Consider the following 19,744-nt stretch of genomic DNA (forward strand, 5'->3'; position numbering starts at 1 on the left):
CGATTCGATCTTTCTAACCCCGATTATGCTAACGAACATCATCGATTTGGCTGGGTTGTAGAGATCGACCCCGAGAACGGTAGACAAACTCCAGTTAAGCGAACAGCTTTGGGTCGCTTCAAGCACGAAGGTTTTGCCTTTGCCACAGGTGCAGGCGGTCGGGCTGTTGGTTACATGGGTGACGATCAGCGGTTCGATTACTGTTATCGATATGTCTCCGATACTAGCTGGCGATCGATGCTCTCTCGCGGCTTAAGTCCCCTAGACTACGGCAAGCTCTACGTTGCTAAGTTCAATGAAGATGGTACTGGTGAGTGGTTAGAATTAACCATTAATAATCCTCTGCTCGCAGAAAGATTCAACGACCAGGGTGAGGTGCTAGTATTTGCGAGGGTGGCAGCTGATATTCTGGGAGCAACCCCTATGGATCGTCCCGAGTGGACTACCGTTGCCCCTGATGGTTCTGTTTTCTGGTCTTTGACTAACAACAGCGAACGAGAAGTTCCTGGACCTGCAAACCCTTTGGCTCCTAATGATGATGGTCACATCATTCGTACGGAAGACAGCTACAACAATACAGGTCTTCATTTCACCTGGCAGGTTGTATTTATTGCTCAGGATACCCACGGTGAAGGAGATGAAACCACCTTTAGCGACCCTGACGGTTTATGGTCTGATCCTGAGGGTCGCTTGTTTATTGAAACAGATGGTGGACAACAAAAAGAACTCAATAACCAGTTACTAGTTGCCGATCCTGCTACTGGTGAGATTCGGCGTCTGCTGACGGGTGTTGCTGGTGATGAGATTACTGGAATTGCCTGTACTCCAGACCAGAAAACGTTTTTCTGTAATTCTCAGCACCCTGGTGATGGAGATCCAACTTTAACCAACTTTCCTGCACCTACTGATGGCGTTACTATACCCCGTGATTGCACTTTTGTAATTACTAAGAAAGATGGTGGCATTGTTGGTTCATAGTTAGCAATTTTCTCTGTTTTGACTTACTAGGTCAAAACAGAGTCTCCTTTTTAATAATATTTTAATAAGTTGATATCTCCTTACATTCTGATTAGTTTGTTTTTCGGAAAAACTTAATATCTATCACTTATTAAATTTGAATCAGATAGGGGATTATGACGATTATCCTTACGCTTATTATCAGATAAATGTGACTGTGCAACCATTATCGTATTGATTTAAAAGGCTTTTCTATACTCTTGCTTTTCGGTTAATTATCTATTATCCGAAAAACATAATAACAATTTATACTAAATAATTTATGATTTAAAACTTTATTATTTTTTCACAAAATAATCCAGAATTATAACAATATCAAAATTAATGTAAATATTTAAAGTTAATTCATAACGCGAGCTACTATGTATTAGTAGAAGAAAACTAAAGAATTGCAAATTATAGCTTAATTAAGATTAAACAAATCGATTCCTCATATATTCAAGCCAGGATAAATCTAAAATCTTCTTACCATGACAGATAACCGAGAAAAAGATTTTCGTCCAGTAAATCAAATTTTAGGAACCCAACCTTCATTAGGTCCCGTACCTGCCGATCAAATTCTTCCTTGGACGTTGATTGCTTTAGCCTCATACTTTATCATCAACGGCATTTTTGGTGGTCTATTTGAGGATGATTTTAACAAATGGTTATGGACATCACTAATGACAGGATGGGGAATTGCCACATGGTGGATTTTAACTAGTGGCAGAAGTTGGAGCTTTTTGAGTAAGTTCATCGGTGTTCCTACTTGGACGAGAGGTTTTGCTCGCTATCAAAGTTTATTGTTGAAAACTAACCATGAAGCAAAAAATCGGAAAGCGAAGCGTCGGGATCGCCGCAGATAATCAAACTAGGCTGACACCCTTTGAAGATGCATTACACTTAGCAACCATGCTGCGCGTGTCCCTAAATGGACGAGATCTTGGCGCTTATATTTTGAATAAAGGAACTAGTAAGAATAGATTTTCCTTTGTTTTTGGTTTTGATTGTTTGGGCATCCACACTACTTTAAGTCCAGAACAAATCAATACGACTATTACAAATATTGAAAGTGGTTTAAAAGATATACCTTTTGGGGAAAAAGTTACTTTTCATTTAAGTTCTTTTAGTTCGGATAGAGAGCGACAAAAAGAACTGACTTCTTTAATTGAAAAAGCTCCATCACGAGATATTAAATTTTTACTGATGGCAGAACGTGCGAGAGTGCAAGAGTTAACTCTTTCAGGTATTCGCAAGCCAAAAGTTTTACGTATTTTTGTGACTTATTCTATCGAATCCAATTCTTCTAGTACAAATGACTGGATCGAGAAAATATTAGCAAAAAGCGAATCATGGTGGTTGAAATTTAAGGGAGAACTTACTGAAGTAGAAAACCAGCGTATTGAAGCTACTATCTATGACGCCTACAAAAATGGTTTTTGCTGCTGGGAACAAGTCCTCTCTAACAAAATGGGATTGGATGTCAGACCTTTGAGTGCACAGGAACTTTGGGGGGAAATCTGGAAAAGATTTAATGATACCAAGCCTATAGAAATTCCACAGTTAATTACTTTAGATGAAAATGGAATAAGGGAACAAGTTTATTCCGACTTAGCTAGCAGCAAATTACTAACAGAGAATGTTCACAGTACTACCCTGCTAATGGAATCTGGAGTACCCTGTGCCGATCGCCGTTGGGTGCGGGTTAATAATAACTTTGTTGGTGTATTAACTTTCCTAGATAAACCAGGAGGTTGGCTGAATCAAACAGCTCAACTTCGATATCTATGGGAGCTACTGGCGAGGGAAACAGTAGTCGATACGGAGGTTTTTTGTCAGCTGACGGCTGCAAATCCTGCCATAGTAAAAACTACTCTCCAAAGAGTGCTGAAGCAGTCAAATATGACGGCACTTATGGCTCAAGAAAAAAGCAAAACTATCGATGTCGGCGCTCAACTAAAGTTAAAAAAATCGGTAGCTGCCCAAGAAAAATTATATGAAGGTGCAGTGCCAATTTATACTGCCCTGACTATTTTGGTTCATCGTCCTAGTTTGGAGAAATTGGACGAGGCGGCAAAATATATTGAAAATTGCTTTCAACGTCCAGCCAAAGTCATTAGAGAAACAGAGTATGCCTGGAAAATTTGGCTGCAAACTCTGCCGATTGTCTGGGAAAGTTTATTAACGAAACCCTTCAATCGCAGACAATTATATTTGACTAGCGAAGTTTCTGGATTAATGCCTTTAGTTTTAACTAGGAAAGGTGATAATCGAGGTTTTGAGTTAATTGCTCGGGAAGGAGGAACGCCTTTACATATCGATTTGTTTAACAAGCATAAAAATCTCGCCCTGTTTGCTACCACTCGTGCGGGTAAATCAGTTTTAGTTTCGGGAATTCTCACCCAAGCTTTGGCTCACGGGCTTCCTGTGGTAGCCCTGGACTTTCCCAAACCCGATGGTACATCGACATTTACCGACTATACACGCTGCTTGGAGAAGAATGGAGCTTATTTTGATATTGCCAAACAATCGAATAACTTATTCGAGCAACCAGATTTGCGAGCCCTCAGTCCAGAACAGAGGAGCGATCGCTTACTAGATTATCGAGCTTTCTTGGAATCAGCCTTGATGGAGATGGTTTTAGGTTCGTCTGGGAAAAATCAACTGCTGGTGCAAACAGTGCGATCGCTCCTCAACTTGGCTCTAAAAGCTTTCTTTGCTGATGAAGGAATCCAAAAGCGGTATCAAGAGGCAATGGAGGGAGGATTTGGTAGTTCAGCTTGGCAGCGAACACCTACCCTAAGAGACTTTTATGCTTTTTGCTCCCCAGAACATCTGGAACTAGATTCGATGAGTGGTAGAGTTGAGGATGCCCTGAATCAGATTCAACTGCGTCTGCGCTTTTGGCTCTCTAGCCGAGTAGGCATGGCTATTTCACAGCCCTCAAGCTTTCCTACTGACTCTCAACTGTTGGTTTTTGCTCTCACCAACCTTGCTGATAGCGAAGATGCAGCAGTATTATCCTTAAGTGCCTATTCCGCTGCTTTGCGCCGTGCCTTAAGCAGTCCAGCTTCCATTTTCTTCATTGACGAAGCTCCCATTCTCTTTGAATTCGAGCAAATTTCTAACTTAGTGGGCAGAATTTGTGCCAACGGAGCTAAAGCTGGTATCAGAGTTATTCTCTCAGCACAAGATCCCGATACTATTGCCAAATCTCCCGCAGCATCTAAAATCTTGCAAAATCTTACCACGCGTCTGATCGGTCGCATTCAGCCTGTGGCAGTAGATAGTTTTACCGATATTTTAAAATATCCCCGCTCGATTATTGCTCAAAATGCCTCAGAAGGCTTTTTTCCCAAACCAGAAGGAGTTTATAGCCAATGGCTGTTAGACGATAATGGACGATATACTTTCTGTCGCTACTATCCTGGTTACGAACAATTGGCAGTAGTAGCTAATAACCCAGACGAACAAGCTGCACGCAAACAAATAATGCAATGTTACGGCAATAAATATGAAGCAATCTCTGCCTTTGCTCGTCAGTTAGTCTCTTCTCTGCGCGATCGCACATTATAGACGTTAAAGATTTTAATAATATTAGAGATAAATTATTTATGAAAAAAACGATACTTTTGACTCTTTTCTTGCCATTTTTGGCAGTCGTACCAGCAATGGCACAATTTGGCAATGTTTGGACTGATTTTAAAGCTTATTCCGCTGATTTACAAAACTATCTCAATTTTAATACTAGGGAAATTTTAAGTCCTCTAGAATTATATGCACAAATAGCTATTGAAAGTGCAAAAGGGGATTCTAATATTCCCAACCCGATTAAAGCAAGAGAAATTTTCCGCTCTAGTATGTTTTTTAATTCCAAATCCGATAAGTTTGAAAATAATGCGGCTGTAAGAGGCTCTTTAGTTAGTGATGAAATTGATCGACTAATTACCAGAGGAGCAGTTGAAAGTTTCATGGGATCGAGCGGGCAAATTCGTTATAAAAGTAAGCTAGAAAATGCGGAAATAACCTTAGATAATATTTCCAATCTTTCACAAGAAGCCGATAACATTGTCACTCAAGTTATCGGCATCTCCCCTGAAAGTCCATTCTTAAGTGAAATATTGGGTCAAAATCAAGCTAATTTGAATTTGCAAAATATTAAAATTCTAAGCGAACAAGCAAAAATCATGGCTGAAAGTCTTGCCCAAACAATGCAGGGCAATCAATTTTTGCAATACTCTAACTTAAATTTAACCAACATATCCAAGCAGATAGAACAGACAAATCGAGCAGAAAGAGTAGAAACGTCTACTGAAGCAGCAAGACTGTTACGAACTAGTTCGCAAATAGATTTATTTGGCAGAAAATATTGAAAATTAAAGAAGGCAGAGGTAAATAGTAACCCTGTAGGTAAGTAATAAGTAATAAGTAATAAGTAATAAGTAGTAAGTAATGAGTAATGAGTAATGAGTAATGAGTTCAGACTACTTTTCTTGGCAAATTCAAACTATCAATATTTTGGCTCAAGCTGGCATAGACCAAATACTTAGAGATGGTAATACTAGTGCCCAAAGAATTACTGAAAGTTGGGACGAGCAATGGATAGATGTTTTACAAAATAACACTAATAATAACTTGTATGGAGCATTGACAGATTTAGGAATATTCTTTGCCGTAGGAACTCTTTTGTTTTTTATGATTCAATGGCTAAAAGATGTGATTAATTATAATTATTCTCGACCCATTTCATCTTTGATATGGCCATTTATAGTAGTTATTCTCTTAAGTAATTCAGGTCAAGGAAATGTGCTATCTAGCTTGACTTTAGGTGTCCGCAATTTGATCGATACTGTTAATCAACAAGTAGTGCTGACAGCAGATGCAAACCAAACTTATCAACAAGCATTAAATATGGCTGTGGGAGAAGAAATAGCAGGTTCTTTACTTCGTCCCTGCCAATCTCTAACTGGCGAACAACAAAATCAATGTTTTCTCAAAGCTAAGGAAAAAATCGATCCTCTCTGGCGTGAATATAGATTTTTATATGGAAATCAAGCTTGGATATATAGACTAGAAAATAAGGTAAATCAAATTGCCTTTGGTACGGAAATATTATCGGAAAATTCATTTAATGCTTTATTAGGCTCGACAACACAAACGATGACTAAAAACTTTTTAGTTTCCTCACAATATGCATTTCAAAATTTACTCGAAGCAACGATGTTATTGATAGCAACTTTGGGACCCTTAGCTGTGGGAGGTTCTTTGTTGCCTGTAGCTGCCAAGCCAATTTTTGCTTGGTTGACTGGATTTTTCGCCTTAGGAATTGCCAAAATTTCTTTCAATATTATGGCTATCTCGGCTTCCGCTGCGATTATCAATGGACCTGCTGGAGATTTCAATGCAGATCCCGATTTATTGTGGTTTACAATCTTTCTCGGAATTTTGGCTCCAATTTTATCTTTATTACTTTCTTCTGTTGGGGGTTTGGCAATATTAAATAGTATTAGTAATGCAGTACCTTGGACTAGGTAAATAACTAGTTTAAGTTTTAAATTTTGATTATATCAGTTTATTTCAAAGAGTCAGTTAATGGTACGCCTCCTAAAAAAACAACAAAAAAAATCAAATGTAAATCTTTTAAGTGGTTTGGCAATCATCACCTTGAGTTTACATATATTGACTTTAGTTTTCCTAATCCTACAAGGGCTTTCAATTCGTCAACTCTATTTGAGAAAGCCTCCTACCTTTGTACAACTAATTAATGGAAAAAAAATAGGTAGTACTAAGGATTTAGAAAGAGATCCTGAAGTTATCCAACAATTTATTAGTAAAGTCACGATCTTAATGTTTAATTGGTCGGGAAAACTTCCGCCCCAAACGATTAAAGATGTATCGCAACCAATCCCCGATCCAGGTATATCCATTCAAACTGAGCAAGGAAGCAGCAAAAAGGTCAGTACAAGCAGTTGGATGGCTAGCTTTGCCCTATCAGAAGATTTTCGCCCTGCTTTTCTGAGAGAAATAGCAAATATCACACCACCAGAAGTTTTCTCTGATGTTCCCCACCAGGCTATGTCAGCTCAATTAATTATTAAGCGAATCGATCGACCCGAAGAAATTGCTCCTGGAAAATGGCGAGTAGGAATGGTGGCTAATTTAATTCAAAAGAAAACAAACACTAATCGTCAAGTAATAATTCCGTATAACAAAGATTTTTTGATTCGGGCTGTAGATTATTTTCCCCATCCTCGGGCTTCAAGTGCTACAGACTTGCAAAAAGCAATTTACAATATTCGCTCTGACAGATTGGAAATTTATGAAATACGAGATTTATGTTTATTAGATGAAAATAATAAACAAGATGCCAATAATTTACAGCACTGTCAAATCTAAAATGAGTGAAGCCTTGTGCCCTTTAATAAGGGCTTGCTGAATAAGTCAAAATCAATTAAATATAAGCGTTTCAAGACTTTTTAATAAAATGTACTAGCTTCTTAAAAGCTAATAGCTGAAAGCTGATAGCTAATAGCTTTACAACAGATATCCTCTCAAATCTTAGTTTTTCAGCAAGCCCTAATAAGGATACCGCTTCACATATTGGGCAATACCCCTCAAGCCATTAATTTATTATTTTTCTTCTGGAACGCAAATATGGCGATCGCTTTGAGGGACATCAGGATTGATTTTCAGATAGTGATCAACCCAATTACAAGCATATTCAAAATAATCGAGCTTTAAGATACGCTCTAAATCCCAAATCACGATCGAGCGATCGTCCCCCGATGAAATAAGGGTTTTGCCGTCGGGACTAAAATCTAGCGTCCAAACTTTGGAAGTATGTCTTTCTAAGGTAAAAAGTTCTTTACCTTGCAAATCCCACAATTTTACAGTGCGGTCGGAACTAGTAGAAGCAATGGTTTGACCGTCGGGACTAAAACGAATTTGGTTGGATTCTCCATTGTGTCCTGCAATAGTAGCCAGGTTTTTGCCTTCCTTGTCCCAGGTTTTAATCGTGCCATCCCAGGAAGAGGTAGCCCAAATTTTGCCATTGGGACTGGGAGTGACGCTATAAACAACATTTTCATGACCTTGAAGAAGGGTAATATTTTTTTGTTCTGGATCTGACTGCCAACCCCATAATTTAACTGTATTGTCTCTCGAAGCAGTAGCGATAGTTTTACTATCAGGACTGAAAGCCAATTCAATAATTGCTCCTTGATGGTAATGCTTGCTATTACTAATCAACTCTCCTTCAAGATTCCAAATCTTGAGCGTACCTTCTTCATCCGCAGAAGCCAGATATTGACCGTCAGGACTAAACGCTACAGTAAATACTGAAGATTCATGACCGAATAGAGTTTTTAAGACTTTTCCTCGATCGTCCCAAATTTTAATGCTCGTATCGTCCGAACCCGATGCGAGCAACTCACCTGAAGGATGAAAAACTACATCATGGACTCGACTTTTATGTCCTGAGAAGGTTTGAAGATATTTCCCCGATTTTGTCCAAAGCTTAATCTTTCCATCTCTACTGCTAGAAGCGATCGCTTTACCATCGGGACTAAAACTGAGATGTAAAACAGTGCCCTCGTGTCCTTCCAAAGTTTGCAGTAAATTGCTGCGGGGTTGCCAAAGACGAATCGTTTTATCAAAACCACCAGTGGCGATCGCTTTACCATCGGTACTAACTCCCAAACCGACGACGCGATCGCGATGTCCTTTAAAAGTAGAAAGTAAAGTTCCTTCAGGACTCCAAATTTTAATAGTTTTGTCGTCGGAAATCGAGACAATTTCCCCCGTTTGCTTATTATAAGCCACGGAATTGACCCGATCTTCGTGTCCCTTCATAATCTTTTTCATTGTGGGTTGCTTGGGGTTGCTCGTGTCCCACAGAATTAGAGTATTATCGTGGGAAGCACTGACCATATTTTGACCATCACCGCTAAAATCGACATTGTTCACCGCATCTTGATGGGCTTTCAAAGTAGCTAGGACAACTGGTTTTCCCGATGCGATCGATTGTTCCACATCCCACAATTTAATGGTTTTATCCCAGCTAGCAGTAGCCAAAATTTTACTATCTTGAGTAAAGTCCACTCCCCAAACTCGGTCTTTATGTCCCGTTAAGGTAGTGATTAATTCCCCTTCTGGAGTCCAAAGCTTAACGGTTTTGTCCCAACTAGCCGAGGCAATCATTTTGTCATCGGGACTATAGGTTACTTCCCAAACGTGGTCTTGATGACCTTCAAGAGTTTTGAGTAGCTTGCCATTAATATCCCAAATTTTGAGGGTATTATCCCAGCTAGCAGTAATCACTTTGGTTTGGTCTTGACTAAAATCTACCGCCCAAACTCCAGCATCATGACCTTCATAGGTAGTCAGTAATGTGCCGTCGAGTTGCCATAGTTTGGCAGTCTTGTCTTCGCTGGCAGATAAGACTAACTTTCGATCTGGACTAAAATCTATTTCCCAAACTGGACCATTGTGTCCTGAAAGGCGGTTGACTTCTTGAATGCCATAGGTAGCCCGACGCAAATAGCGGTTGACTTTTGCTACGAGACTGGGATTATCCCATGTTAATTTTTGGAGTTCTGCTTGAGCCTTCATGGCTTGAATGAGAGCTTCTAGTCTTTGCTCGGAAACAAATAAAGTTTCAGAAGAGGTAGCCAAACTATCGATTACAGAGGCAATAGTTTTTTGTTCGCTTTTGGTGGCGCGATAACTTTGTTGGCTGGCAAATATACCCAGTCCCGAAGCCAAAGCCAAAGCTACGCTCAAAGCAGCAATTAAAATTCTTTGTTGTTTGCTGTTGCGTTTTTCCGTTATCAATCGAGCTTCTACTTCTTGCAAGCGGGTAGTTTCTACGGCTTGCCTAGCTTCTTCCTGTTGGGAAGCAGTTAAAAACTGATATTCTTGACGATTGATGTTGTGGCTACTTGCCCAAATTTGCGCTTCTTGTAAAGCTTGACCTCTTAACAAGCGAGATGTATCTCGACCATCGGAAGCCAGCCATAATTCTAATTCTTTATTGAAGGGACGTAGTTTTTCTAGTTGTATGGCGATCCAATCTAGGTTAAAAATTTGGCGATAAGTTTGATTGCGATAAATCAAAGAACCTTTTTGTTTGACAACCAGATTAGACAAAAGCAGAAATCTTTGTTCGGGACTATCATCTACTGGAATAGACCCTTTAATTAAAATTTGCTCTGCCAATCCCAACAATCGAACTGCTTTATTTTCATTGCTCAAAATGCGATCGCGTATGGTGCGGAGATGTTCTGGTTCGTCTTGTGCCTCCCAATTGTCAATAATTTTCTCTCGAACTAACCTTTCCACCCAAGCCACCTCATATCCTGGTAAAGGACAATCACAAGTCTGTTGGCTGTAATTTACAGCTAGCTGACAAACTTTCTGAGTCAGAAAAGGCTGTCCCCCAGTCCAATTGAGGATTTCTTCTAGAATTAATCTAGGGTCTTTAAATCTATCTTGCAAACCTGCAATTAAAGGTGTTGCTTCTTCTAAGGTAAATCCTGTCAGTTCGATCGCCTTACCAATATTAAAGGGGGTGCGATCGCGATGGCGGATCAGATCGCTAGGAGTAGTTACCCCAAACAAAGCAAAGCCCAGACGATTATATGAATTATTTTCGGCTCTTTGGTTGTAAAAATAACGAATGAGAGCAAAAAAATCATCGGTAGGAAAATCTAAACTCAGAACACTATCAATTTCATCAATAAAAACAAAGATTTTTGACGCTTCTACTTTAGTCAAGACCACATCACTAACAAATCTGTCTAGTTGTTGAACTGGCGACAAACCTTGTTGTTCTTCCCACCATGCCTTGAACTTGACTTTTCTCATCAAACCCAAACCGCGCCAAATTTCCGAAGCAATCCCTTTATACCATTGACGGGGAGCTATGGTATTGCTACCAATGTTGCTCATATCTAGGGATACGCAGGCATATTCCTGTTGTTCTAGACGATTTTTAACTCGAACTCTCAGGCTAGATTTGCCCATCTGACGGCAGTTAAATACATAACAAAAGTCTCCATCCACTAAAGCTTCGTACAATCGATCGTCAGCACTTCTGGCTACATAACTTGTAGCATTAACATTGAGACTCCCGCCCACTTGATAATCGATTGCCATTTGTCCTTCGCGATTGGATTGTTATTGATTCAACCAGTAGTCTTGAGCTAGTTTAACAATCCTCTGGGAGGCTTTACCATCGCCAAAAGGATTAATTGCCATTGCCATTTGTTGGTATTTTGACTCATTTTCTAATAATTCTGAAGCGGCGTTAATAATATTTTCCCAATTAGTACCGATCAATTTTGCTGTCCCCGCATCCACTGCTTCGGGTCTTTCTGTAGTTTCCCGCAAGACTAAGACTGGTTTGCCCAAGCTTGGTGCTTCTTCTTGCAATCCTCCCGAATCTGTTAGCAAAAGATGGCAGCGAGATATTGCTCCCACTAGTTCGGGATAGTCTAGAGGTTCGGTGAGGAATACTCTAGGTAAGTCTGCCAAAGCTGCCTTGATTGGCTCTCTGACGGTGGGATTGCGATGTAAGGGGAGTAGTAATGCCGTGTCGGGGAAGCGGTCTAAAATAGCTTTGAAACCCCGCAAAATCGATTCTAGAGGCTGACCCCAGTTTTCGCGACGATGGACGGTAGCCAGTAAAACTCGATATTTTTCCCAATCTAAATTGGGTATGGGACAAGCTGGTTTTTTATCGGCAACGGTTAACAGGCTGTCGATTACAGTATTACCCGTATGGTGGATTGCTCCTGTTACCCCAGACTTTTGTAAATTTTCTACTGCTAGTTTGGTGGGGGCAAAATGTAATTGAGCGATTTGAGAAATCAAACGACGGTTGGCTTCTTCGGGATAGGGATCGTATAAATTATTCGTCCGCAACCCTGCTTCTACATGACCGACGGGAATCTGATGGTAAAATGCCCCCAAAGCAGCGGAAAAAGCAGTGGTAGTGTCTCCCTGAACGAAAATAAATTTCGGATTAATTTGGGCAAAAACTTTTTCTAATCCTTGCAAGCTATCGCAAGTAATATTAGTTAAAGTTTGTTTGGGCTTCATAATGTCTAAATCCCAATCTGCCTCAAGCTCGAACAATTCCATGACGCGATCGACCATTTCTCGATGTTGTCCCGTAAGAATGAGATGGGTTTTGGTATCTTTTAAACTCTTTAGTTGTTTAATTACGGGAGCGAGCTTAATCGCTTCTGGTCTAGTCCCTAAAATTACACCTACAGTTTTCATTGAACATTTACCATTTATCATTGAACATTTATCATTGACCAGCTATAAGCTATCAGCTATCAGCTTTTAGTTCTTAGTTTTTAGTTCTTAGTTTTTAGTCACCCAGTCACCCAGTCACCCAGTCACCCAGTCACCCAGTCACCCAGTCTCCCAGTCTCCCAGTCTCCCAGTCACCCAGTCACCCAGTCACCCAGTCTCCCAGTCCCCATTAGTAGCGAATTCTCGGATCTATATAAGCATTAATAATATCGATCGCAATACTAGCCAGAACGACAATGATGCCGAAAAATACCATAACTCCTTGGACTGTAGGATAGTCTCGTAAAGATATCGCTTCATAGAGTCTATTACCCAAACCAGGCCAAGAAAAAGTTACTTCCGTCAATACTGCACCGCCCAACAAGGCTGCAAAAGTTAAGCCCAAGACGGTAATTACGGGAATTAGGGCATTTTTCATGGCATGGGATATAAGGATTGTCCGTTCGGGAATTCCCCTCGCCCTAGCTGCTTCTACATAATCTGCTTGGAGGGTTTGTTTTAAGTTAACCCGCACGATACGCTCGAAAATACCGCTGAGTAACAGTCCTAAAGCTATACTGGGCAAAGCTAAATAATGTAGGGTATTTAACAGCATTCCCAGATCTCCCGCTAGGATACTGTCAATTAAATATAAACTCGTCACTGGGGGCGGTGTGGTTGCGCTGACGGGGAAACGAGTACCTAACGGAAACCAGCCCAAATTAACGGCAAAAATCAACTGCAAGACCATTCCCACCCAAAACAAAGGCAAGGAATAGGTCACGATACCAAATAATCTGCCCAAAGCATCAATATATTTATTTTCTGTAGAAGCAGAAACCATTCCAACCAATACCCCTACAGTCACCGCTACTACCATACTGCAAAAAGATAGTTCTACCGTAGCGGGAAAATATTCTTTAATTACTTCCCAGACCGACAAGCCCCGACTGGTCAGGGAGCTACCTAAATCAAAATTGAGTAACGCTTTGAGATAGTCAAAATATTGCTGCCATAAAGGGTCGGTCAATCCTAACTGCGATCGCAAAGCTGCTTTAGCGGCTTCTGGGGCGCGAGTACCCAAAATTGCATCGGCTGGATCTCCAGGAGTCGCCCTGAGTAAAAGGAATACCAAAGTTGCGATCGTCAATAACATCAAAGGAGCTAAAAGCAAACGAACCAAGATATACGATTGCAAGGCTTTCGAGCGAGACATAAACTTGACCAGAGCTAACAGTTTTAATAGTTATAGCAGTTATGTCTGTTAATTGTTGATTGAATTATTTTCCGATATTTAGTTTCTTTTTGCTGCGTTTTAATTCTTTCCAAAGAGTTTTGATTTGCTCGTATGCTTCTTCTGGTGCTAGTTTGCCCCCTGTTTCTAAATTACAAATGTAATTTATTTTTTGGGCGAACTCTTGCAAATTGGAATTGAAAACTAGGTTTTCTGGTTTAACTTCACCGTGATAGGAATGGCGAGGATATAGGAAATTATTGAGGTTTTGATTGGGTCTCATGGTCTTAGATTAAGTTTGTAGTTTTTTCAATCAATTTACTGATAGTAATCGTCAATTTTGCCTGCTAAGAATTTAATCTTTCTTAGCATTTTTATTTCGTTCGTGCCAGACAAACACAAAGTGACCCGATGACGCTACTATAAACTGGGTTTTATTTTAGATATTAACAAAAGAATATAGTTTTATTAACCTATTCTTAACCTAATTTTTTATAGCCCGCGATTTATCCTTAAAGATCGCTGAATTTTCAGGCAAATATTCAAGATGTCACAAACAGAAAAACTTTACGAAGGCAAAGCCAAGATTCTTTACTCGACAGACGATCCAGAAATTTTACTAACCGTCTATAAAGACGATGCAACGGCGTTCAATGCTCAGAAAAGGGGACAAATAGCAGGGAAAGGGGCGATTAATTGTCAGATTACCGCAGCATTATTCCACTGGCTGGGAACTTTGGGTATTCCGACTCACTATTTAGATTCTCCAGCACCCAATCAAATGAACGTTAAGGCAGTAACCATTGTTCCTGTAGAAGTGGTGGTGAGAAACGTTGCTGCGGGGAGTCTTTGTCGTCAAACAGGATTGCCTGAAGGCAAAGTATTAGATAATTCTTTAGTGGAATACTATTACAAAAGCGATGAATTAGGCGATCCTCTACTAACTCGCGATCGCATCTTTTTATTGGATCTGGTTTCTGCCGAACGACTGACTGAAATTGAAAATATGGCGCGGAAAATCAACCAACACTTACAAGAATTTTTTCAGCAATGTGATATTACCCTGGTAGACTTTAAACTGGAATTTGGTATTGACAGCCAAGGAAACTTACTTTTAGCCGATGAAATTAGCCCCGATACTTGCCGTCTTTGGAACAATAAAGAACAAGATCCTCAAGCCAAAATCATGGATAAAGACCGCTTTCGTAAAGATCTCGGTAAAGTAGAGTCGGCTTATCAAGAAGTTCAGCAAAGAGTTTTGCAGCAATTACAACAATAGTTAGATCTGTAGTTTTTAATAACTATTTAAAGCGATCGAATATTTAACCTTAATGGTTCAACCTAATAAAAATTATTAAGTCGATCGCTGGGGAACATTTATTGCTGTGAATAGTCATATTGCCAGGCACAAACTAAAATTGTCTATCGTTGGCGATTTTAATGTCTTGAAAAGCGGTCGTCTATCAAATTTCCAATCAAAAAGCTTATGGCTTGTAGCTGGGGCAAAGCCCTTTTATCTGGTGTGTGGAAGTGTTAATAGAATCAAAAAAAGTGCGTCTATCTCCTACTCTAATTTCAATCTTAGTAACGACTCTGACCTTGGGAATCTCATTTCCAACTAGAGCAGAAAATCAAAATCTGAATTCTCAGTCCGAGCAAATTATTATTAATAATGGTGCAGCTTTGCTCGGCAAAATCGAACCAACTTTCTTGGCTCAAAATTCTGAAGATTCTACAGGACAACCGTTTGAGACTGATTCTGATGCGGAGGTAGATCCTAATCTAAAGCTACCAGAATTTCAGCCTCCCGAATCGGAAACACAACCCCAAAATCCTCAAAATAATACAGATAATAATGAAGGGGAAGCAAACCCCGAACGCGCTCAAGAACCAAGAGTTTTAGTAGCCGAGGTAGTTGTAGAAGGAGCAAGCGAAGAATTAAAAGATATTGTTTATGCCACCATCAATACCGAACCTGGCAGAACCACAACTCGCACTCAGCTTCAGGAAGATGTCAATGCTGTATACGCTACAGGTTTTTTCCAAAATGTAGAAGTAACTCCAGGAGATACTCCTCTAGGAGTCAGAATTACTTTTACTGTGGAGGCGAATCCGATTTTGAATAACGTTTCCCTAGTTACCGTTCCTCAAAGAGAAGCTAGCGAAATTTTACCTCCAGAAAAAATCGATGAGTTTTTTGGGGATAATTACGGCAAAATTCTCAATTTAAGGGAACTGCAACAAGGAGTGATTCAAGTCAACGAATGGTATAGCGAAAACGGTTACGAACTAGCTCAAGTTGTTGGCGCGCCTCAAGTCAGTGCCGATGGAGAAATCACCCTGATTGTTGCCGAAGGGATTATTGAAGATATTCAAGTAAGATATTTTGACGAAGACGACGAACCGATTGAAGGCAAAACCAAAGAATATATCGTTACCAGGGAAGTAGAACTCCAGCCAGGGGATGTCTTTAAACGAGACACCGCTAGAAGAGATTTACAACGAGTTTTTGGCTTGGGGATTTTTGAAGATGCTCGTTTTTCCTTTAGTCCTGGTGAAGATCCGAGTAAAGTAATTGTTAATGTCGATGTAGTTGAAGGTAGTAGCGGTTCGGTTTCTGCTGGTGCTGGTTATAGTTCTTCTGGGGGACTATTTGGAACTGTTAGCTATCAGCAGCGGAACTTTGGCGGTAACAACCAAACTTTGGGAACGGATATCTCTTTGGGTAGCAATAGTTTGCTGTTTGATGTTAATTTTACCGATCCTTGGATTGGTGGCAGTGAAAGTCGTACTTCCTATACCGTCAATGCTTTTCGCCGTCGTTCGATTTCTTTGGTTTTTAATGGGGATAATGATATTCAAACCCTAGATCCAGATCCTAATGATGGGGATGATGATTCCAACTCCCCTCGTATCGTCCGTACTGGAGGCGGAATTACCTTTGGTCGCCCCATCCCTAGCGATCCTTTTAAACGTCGGGAATGGTCTTTGTCAACGGGACTTCAATATCAACGAGTTGAAGTTAGAAATAGCGATGGTGAAATTTCTCCCATCTCCGAAGATGAAGATGGCAACATTAATTTTGCTGTTAGTGACGATGGTACTGACGATCTATTTACCCTAAGGTTTGGAGCAAATCGCGATCGCCGTAACAATCCTTTGCAACCGACTAGTGGTTCTGTCTTGAGATTGGGTACGGAACAAACCATTCCGATCGGTTCTGGTAGTATTCTCTTTAATCGTTTGCGGGGTAATTTTAGTCAATTTTTTCCCATCAATATAATTCGCTTTAGTGATGGTCCTGAAACCCTGGCTTTTAATATTCAAGCAGGTACTATTTTAGGTGATGTACCCCCTTATGAATCTTTTATCTTAGGAGGTAGTAACTCAGTACGAGGTTTTGGCGATGGTGAAGTTGGTAGCGGTAGGAGTTATTTCCAAGCTAGTGCCGAATATCGTTTTCCGATTTTTAGAATTATCGGCGGTGCTTTGTTTTTTGACTATGGCACGGTCTTGGGTTCTGATGATGCCGTACCAGGACAGCCTTCCGTACTGCGAGATTTACCAGGGGCTGGTTTTGGTTACGGTGTGGGAGTTAGAGTCCAATCTCCCTTAGGGCCAATTAGAGTAGACTATGCCATTAATGACGATGGTGGTAATGAAATTCAATTTGGTATTGGGGAGAAGTTTTAATCATTTATCATTGAACATTGAACATTGAACAGTGGGAAATACATTAAAAAAGGGGTTTGAATTATCTGGAGTAGGGTTGCATTTTGGGATAGATACTAAAGTGAAAGTCATGCCCGCCAGTTCTGGGGAAGGTCGGTATTTTGTGCGAACAGACTTGCCAGCCAAGCCAGTAATTCCCGCCTCGATCGCAGCAGTGGGACAAACTACCCTATCTACAGAATTAGTGGGCGAAAATGCCAAAGTTCGTACCGTAGAACATTTGTTGGCTGCCCTCTCTGGCAATGGCATCGATGATGTGCGAATTGAAATCGATGGTTCAGAATTACCCTTGTTAGATGGTTCGGCAAAAAATTGGTGTGAGGCGATCGCCACATCGGGAGTTATCAGTAATAGTGAGGCTTCAGTCGAATCCAAAACTATTACAGAACCGATTTGGGTTAGAGAAGGAGATGCTTTCGTAGCTGCTTTACCCGCACCAGAACCCAGGTTCACTTATGGTATAGACTTTCCCTATCAGGCGATTGGCAATCAGTGGCATAGTTGGCAGCCAGATCGAGAAGATTTTAATACTGAAATAGCCCCAGCCCGTACTTTTGGCTTTGCCGAACAAATCGAGCAGTTAAGACAAGCTGGTTTGATTAAAGGGGGAAGTTTGGACAATGCTTTAGTATGCAGTGATTCAGGCTGGGTCAATCCGCCTTTGAGATTTACTAATGAACCAGCCCGTCATAAACTATTAGATTTAGTAGGGGATATGAGTTTATTGGGTCGTTTTCCCATCGCTCATATTATTGCCTACAAAGCCAGTCATAAGTTACACACTCAGTTGGCTGCTAAAATCATTAATCATTGAACATTAAACATTGACGAGCGACCCCGCGTACCACAAGGGCATAATATCGCCTTAAGGCGCAAGGGAACGCGCGAGATTGAGCATTTAATATCAATCAGTAATTAGTTTTTAGTTCTTGGTTTTTAGCAATCAATAATCAACAATCATCATATGGATTCTGTCATCGAAACCCCCGATAGTTCTCTCAAAACTACTTTTGACGTTCGAGAAATTCACCAACTCTTACCTCACCGCTATCCTTTTGCTTTGGTCGATCGCATTATCGACTATGTACCAGGAGAAAAAGCAGTAGGAATTAAAAATGTTACTTTTAACGAACCATTTTTCCCAGGACATATCCCCGATTTTCCTTTGATGCCTGGGGTATTGATGGTCGAAGCAATGGCACAGGTAGGCGGTATTGTCTTGGTACAATTGCCAGGAATGAGCGGTAAATTCTTTGCTTTTGCCGGTATTGATAAAGTACGTTTTCGTCGCCCTGTAGTGCCTGGCGATCGCTTGACTATGACTGTAGAATTGTTATCCTTGAAACGAAATCGTATTGCCAAAATGCAAGGTAGAGGGGAAGTAGATGGAGAATTGGCAGTCAAAGGAGAAATGATGTTCTCTTTAATTGAAATGTAATTACAATACAGACGTTGCTGAATTAAAATACCAATTTTAGCCTCTGGGAGAATCAATTTTGAGAACCTTAATCCATCCAACTGCTGTAATTGACGATCGCGCTCAACTTCATCCTACGGTGCGAGTCGAACCCTATGCGGTGATTGGCGGTCAAGTGACTATTGGGGCTAATACTGTAGTGGGCAGTCACGCAATTATTGATGGATTGACTGAAATTGGTCGAGATAATCAGATTTTTCCTGGTGCAGCTATTGGTTTAGAGCCTCAAGATCTTAAATATAAAGGGGCAAACAGCAAAGTAATTATTGGCGATCGCAATCGCATCCGCGAATATGTCACCATCAACCGCGCTACCAATGAAGGGGAAGCTACCACCATCGGCGATGACAATTTATTGATGGCATATTCTCATGTAGGTCATAATTGTCAGATTGGTAATGAAGTAATTATTGCTAACAGTGTGGCGATTGCAGGTCACGTTACTATCGAACCGATGGCGATTATTAGCGGAGTCTTAGGCATCCATCAATTCGTTCATATCGGCAAGATGGCAATGGTAGGAGGCATGAGTCGCATCAGTCGCGATGTTCCCCCATACATGATGGTAGAAGGCAATCCCGCTAAAGTGCGATCGCTCAATCTTACAGGTTTAAGAAGACGGGGTTTTGCTAAAGAGGAAATCCGCCAGTTGAAAACTGCTTTTAGTTTTTTATATTTAAAACAACTACCTTTAAAAGATGCGATCGATTGCCTAGACGAACTATCGGAAAATATTCACGTTCAACATTTGCAAAATTTCCTCAAGCTTTCTATTGGCAATGGTAGAAGGGGTCTGGTTTCTGGGAAAATCTAATCAATAGATCTAACGGGACTTAAACAAAAATAAGGATCTAGTTTAAGAGCTTCGCCAGTTAAATATCCAATTATTATCAGTGATTTACTGCGCTTTTCACATGGGTAGACCACATAATTAAACTTTAAAAACTAAGAACTAAGAACTAAAAACTAAAAACTACGAACTAGTAAATTTTCCCAGAGAGCTA

Annotated in this window: 15 protein-coding genes; 11 read left to right on the forward strand and 4 right to left on the reverse strand. The window is 40.4% G+C overall.

Features of this window, described 5'->3' with window-relative positions; translation table 11 throughout:
* The 6 genes from AC33VI_RS03460 to AC33VI_RS03485 form a co-directional block, all read left to right on the forward strand.
* Nucleotides 1-978: PhoX family protein (locus tag AC33VI_RS03460; RefSeq protein WP_491780875.1), on the forward strand; the 978-nt coding region annotated here is incomplete at its 5' end.
* Nucleotides 979-1,487: 509 nt separating this feature from the next.
* Nucleotides 1,488-1,862, forward strand: coding sequence for a hypothetical protein (locus tag AC33VI_RS03465; RefSeq protein ID WP_491780876.1), 375 nt, complete (start codon nucleotides 1,488-1,490; stop codon nucleotides 1,860-1,862).
* Entirely contained in the window at nucleotides 1,816-4,572 is a 2,757-nt protein-coding gene (locus tag AC33VI_RS03470) for a putative type IV secretion/conjugal transfer ATPase (protein WP_491780877.1), read from the forward strand. Before AC33VI_RS03465 ends, AC33VI_RS03470 begins: the two co-directional genes overlap by 47 nt.
* 38 nt (nucleotides 4,573-4,610) lie before the next feature.
* Nucleotides 4,611-5,369: a hypothetical protein gene (locus AC33VI_RS03475; protein WP_491780878.1), complete on the forward strand. Its 759-nt coding sequence runs from the start codon at nucleotides 4,611-4,613 to the stop codon at nucleotides 5,367-5,369.
* Between the two features lie 100 nt (nucleotides 5,370-5,469).
* A complete protein-coding gene (locus AC33VI_RS03480; RefSeq protein ID WP_491780879.1) occupies nucleotides 5,470-6,531 on the forward strand; it encodes a hypothetical protein in 1,062 nt (353 codons plus the stop codon).
* A gap of 57 nt (nucleotides 6,532-6,588) precedes the next feature.
* Complete coding sequence (locus AC33VI_RS03485; RefSeq protein WP_491780880.1) at nucleotides 6,589-7,392, forward strand: hypothetical protein; 804 nt, start codon at nucleotides 6,589-6,591, stop codon at nucleotides 7,390-7,392.
* Between the two features lie 234 nt (nucleotides 7,393-7,626).
* Here the strand turns inward: AC33VI_RS03485 and AC33VI_RS03490 are convergent, their stop codons facing one another.
* The 4 genes from AC33VI_RS03490 to AC33VI_RS03505 all read right to left on the reverse strand — a co-directional run bounded on the left by AC33VI_RS03490 (nucleotide 7,627) and on the right by AC33VI_RS03505 (nucleotide 13,814).
* The gene (locus tag AC33VI_RS03490; protein ID WP_491780881.1) at nucleotides 7,627-11,151 is read right to left on the reverse strand and encodes an AAA-like domain-containing protein; all 3,525 of its coding nucleotides are present in this window, start codon (nucleotides 11,149-11,151) and stop codon (nucleotides 7,627-7,629) included.
* A gap of 21 nt (nucleotides 11,152-11,172) precedes the next feature.
* A complete protein-coding gene (gene wecB / locus AC33VI_RS03495) occupies nucleotides 11,173-12,279 on the reverse strand; it encodes a non-hydrolyzing UDP-N-acetylglucosamine 2-epimerase (RefSeq protein WP_491780882.1) in 1,107 nt (368 codons plus the stop codon).
* Nucleotides 12,280-12,487: 208 nt separating this feature from the next.
* Nucleotides 12,488-13,513, reverse strand: coding sequence for an ABC transporter permease (locus AC33VI_RS03500; RefSeq protein WP_491780883.1), 1,026 nt, complete (start codon nucleotides 13,511-13,513; stop codon nucleotides 12,488-12,490).
* Between the two features lie 64 nt (nucleotides 13,514-13,577).
* Nucleotides 13,578-13,814 (reverse strand): DUF7219 family protein, encoded by a 237-nt coding sequence (locus AC33VI_RS03505; RefSeq protein ID WP_491780884.1) that lies wholly within the window; start codon nucleotides 13,812-13,814, stop codon nucleotides 13,578-13,580.
* A gap of 264 nt (nucleotides 13,815-14,078) precedes the next feature.
* On the opposite strand from AC33VI_RS03505, the gene purC reads away from it, so the two are divergent.
* From purC to lpxA, 5 genes are all read left to right on the forward strand, one after another.
* Nucleotides 14,079-14,810: a phosphoribosylaminoimidazolesuccinocarboxamide synthase gene (gene purC, locus AC33VI_RS03510; protein ID WP_491780885.1), complete on the forward strand. Its 732-nt coding sequence runs from the start codon at nucleotides 14,079-14,081 to the stop codon at nucleotides 14,808-14,810.
* Between the two features lie 272 nt (nucleotides 14,811-15,082).
* A complete protein-coding gene (locus AC33VI_RS03515) occupies nucleotides 15,083-17,224 on the forward strand; it encodes a BamA/TamA family outer membrane protein (protein WP_491780886.1) in 2,142 nt (713 codons plus the stop codon).
* Nucleotides 17,225-17,255: 31 nt separating this feature from the next.
* Nucleotides 17,256-18,077: a UDP-3-O-acyl-N-acetylglucosamine deacetylase gene (lpxC, locus tag AC33VI_RS03520; RefSeq protein WP_491780887.1), complete on the forward strand. Its 822-nt coding sequence runs from the start codon at nucleotides 17,256-17,258 to the stop codon at nucleotides 18,075-18,077.
* Between the two features lie 150 nt (nucleotides 18,078-18,227).
* Complete coding sequence (fabZ, locus tag AC33VI_RS03525) at nucleotides 18,228-18,701, forward strand: 3-hydroxyacyl-ACP dehydratase FabZ (RefSeq protein ID WP_491780888.1); 474 nt, start codon at nucleotides 18,228-18,230, stop codon at nucleotides 18,699-18,701.
* 58 nt (nucleotides 18,702-18,759) lie between these two features.
* Nucleotides 18,760-19,554, forward strand: a complete 795-nt coding sequence (gene lpxA, locus AC33VI_RS03530; RefSeq protein ID WP_491780889.1) for an acyl-ACP--UDP-N-acetylglucosamine O-acyltransferase — start codon at nucleotides 18,760-18,762, stop codon at nucleotides 19,552-19,554.
* The last annotated feature ends 190 nt before the right edge of the window (nucleotides 19,555-19,744 follow it).

The sequence above is a fragment of the Waterburya sp. genome (genome assembly GCF_058530065.1).

Excerpts from the sequence above, each read along its gene's own strand:
- AC33VI_RS03465 (WP_491780876.1), top strand. The coding sequence starts at position 1,488 with ATGACAGATAACCGAGAAAAAGATTTTCGTCCAGTAAATCAAATTTTA.
- AC33VI_RS03470 (WP_491780877.1), top strand. The coding sequence starts at position 1,816 with ATGAAGCAAAAAATCGGAAAGCGAAGCGTCGGGATCGCCGCAGATAAT.
- AC33VI_RS03475 (WP_491780878.1), top strand. The coding sequence starts at position 4,611 with ATGAAAAAAACGATACTTTTGACTCTTTTCTTGCCATTTTTGGCAGTC.
- AC33VI_RS03480 (WP_491780879.1), top strand. The coding sequence starts at position 5,470 with ATGAGTTCAGACTACTTTTCTTGGCAAATTCAAACTATCAATATTTTG.
- AC33VI_RS03485 (WP_491780880.1), top strand. The coding sequence starts at position 6,589 with ATGGTACGCCTCCTAAAAAAACAACAAAAAAAATCAAATGTAAATCTT.
- AC33VI_RS03490 (WP_491780881.1), bottom strand. The coding sequence starts at position 11,151 with ATGGCAATCGATTATCAAGTGGGCGGGAGTCTCAATGTTAATGCTACA.
- wecB (WP_491780882.1), bottom strand. The coding sequence starts at position 12,279 with ATGAAAACTGTAGGTGTAATTTTAGGGACTAGACCAGAAGCGATTAAG.
- AC33VI_RS03500 (WP_491780883.1), bottom strand. The coding sequence starts at position 13,513 with ATGTCTCGCTCGAAAGCCTTGCAATCGTATATCTTGGTTCGTTTGCTT.
- AC33VI_RS03505 (WP_491780884.1), bottom strand. The coding sequence starts at position 13,814 with ATGAGACCCAATCAAAACCTCAATAATTTCCTATATCCTCGCCATTCC.
- purC (WP_491780885.1), top strand. The coding sequence starts at position 14,079 with ATGTCACAAACAGAAAAACTTTACGAAGGCAAAGCCAAGATTCTTTAC.
- fabZ (WP_491780888.1), top strand. The coding sequence starts at position 18,228 with ATGGATTCTGTCATCGAAACCCCCGATAGTTCTCTCAAAACTACTTTT.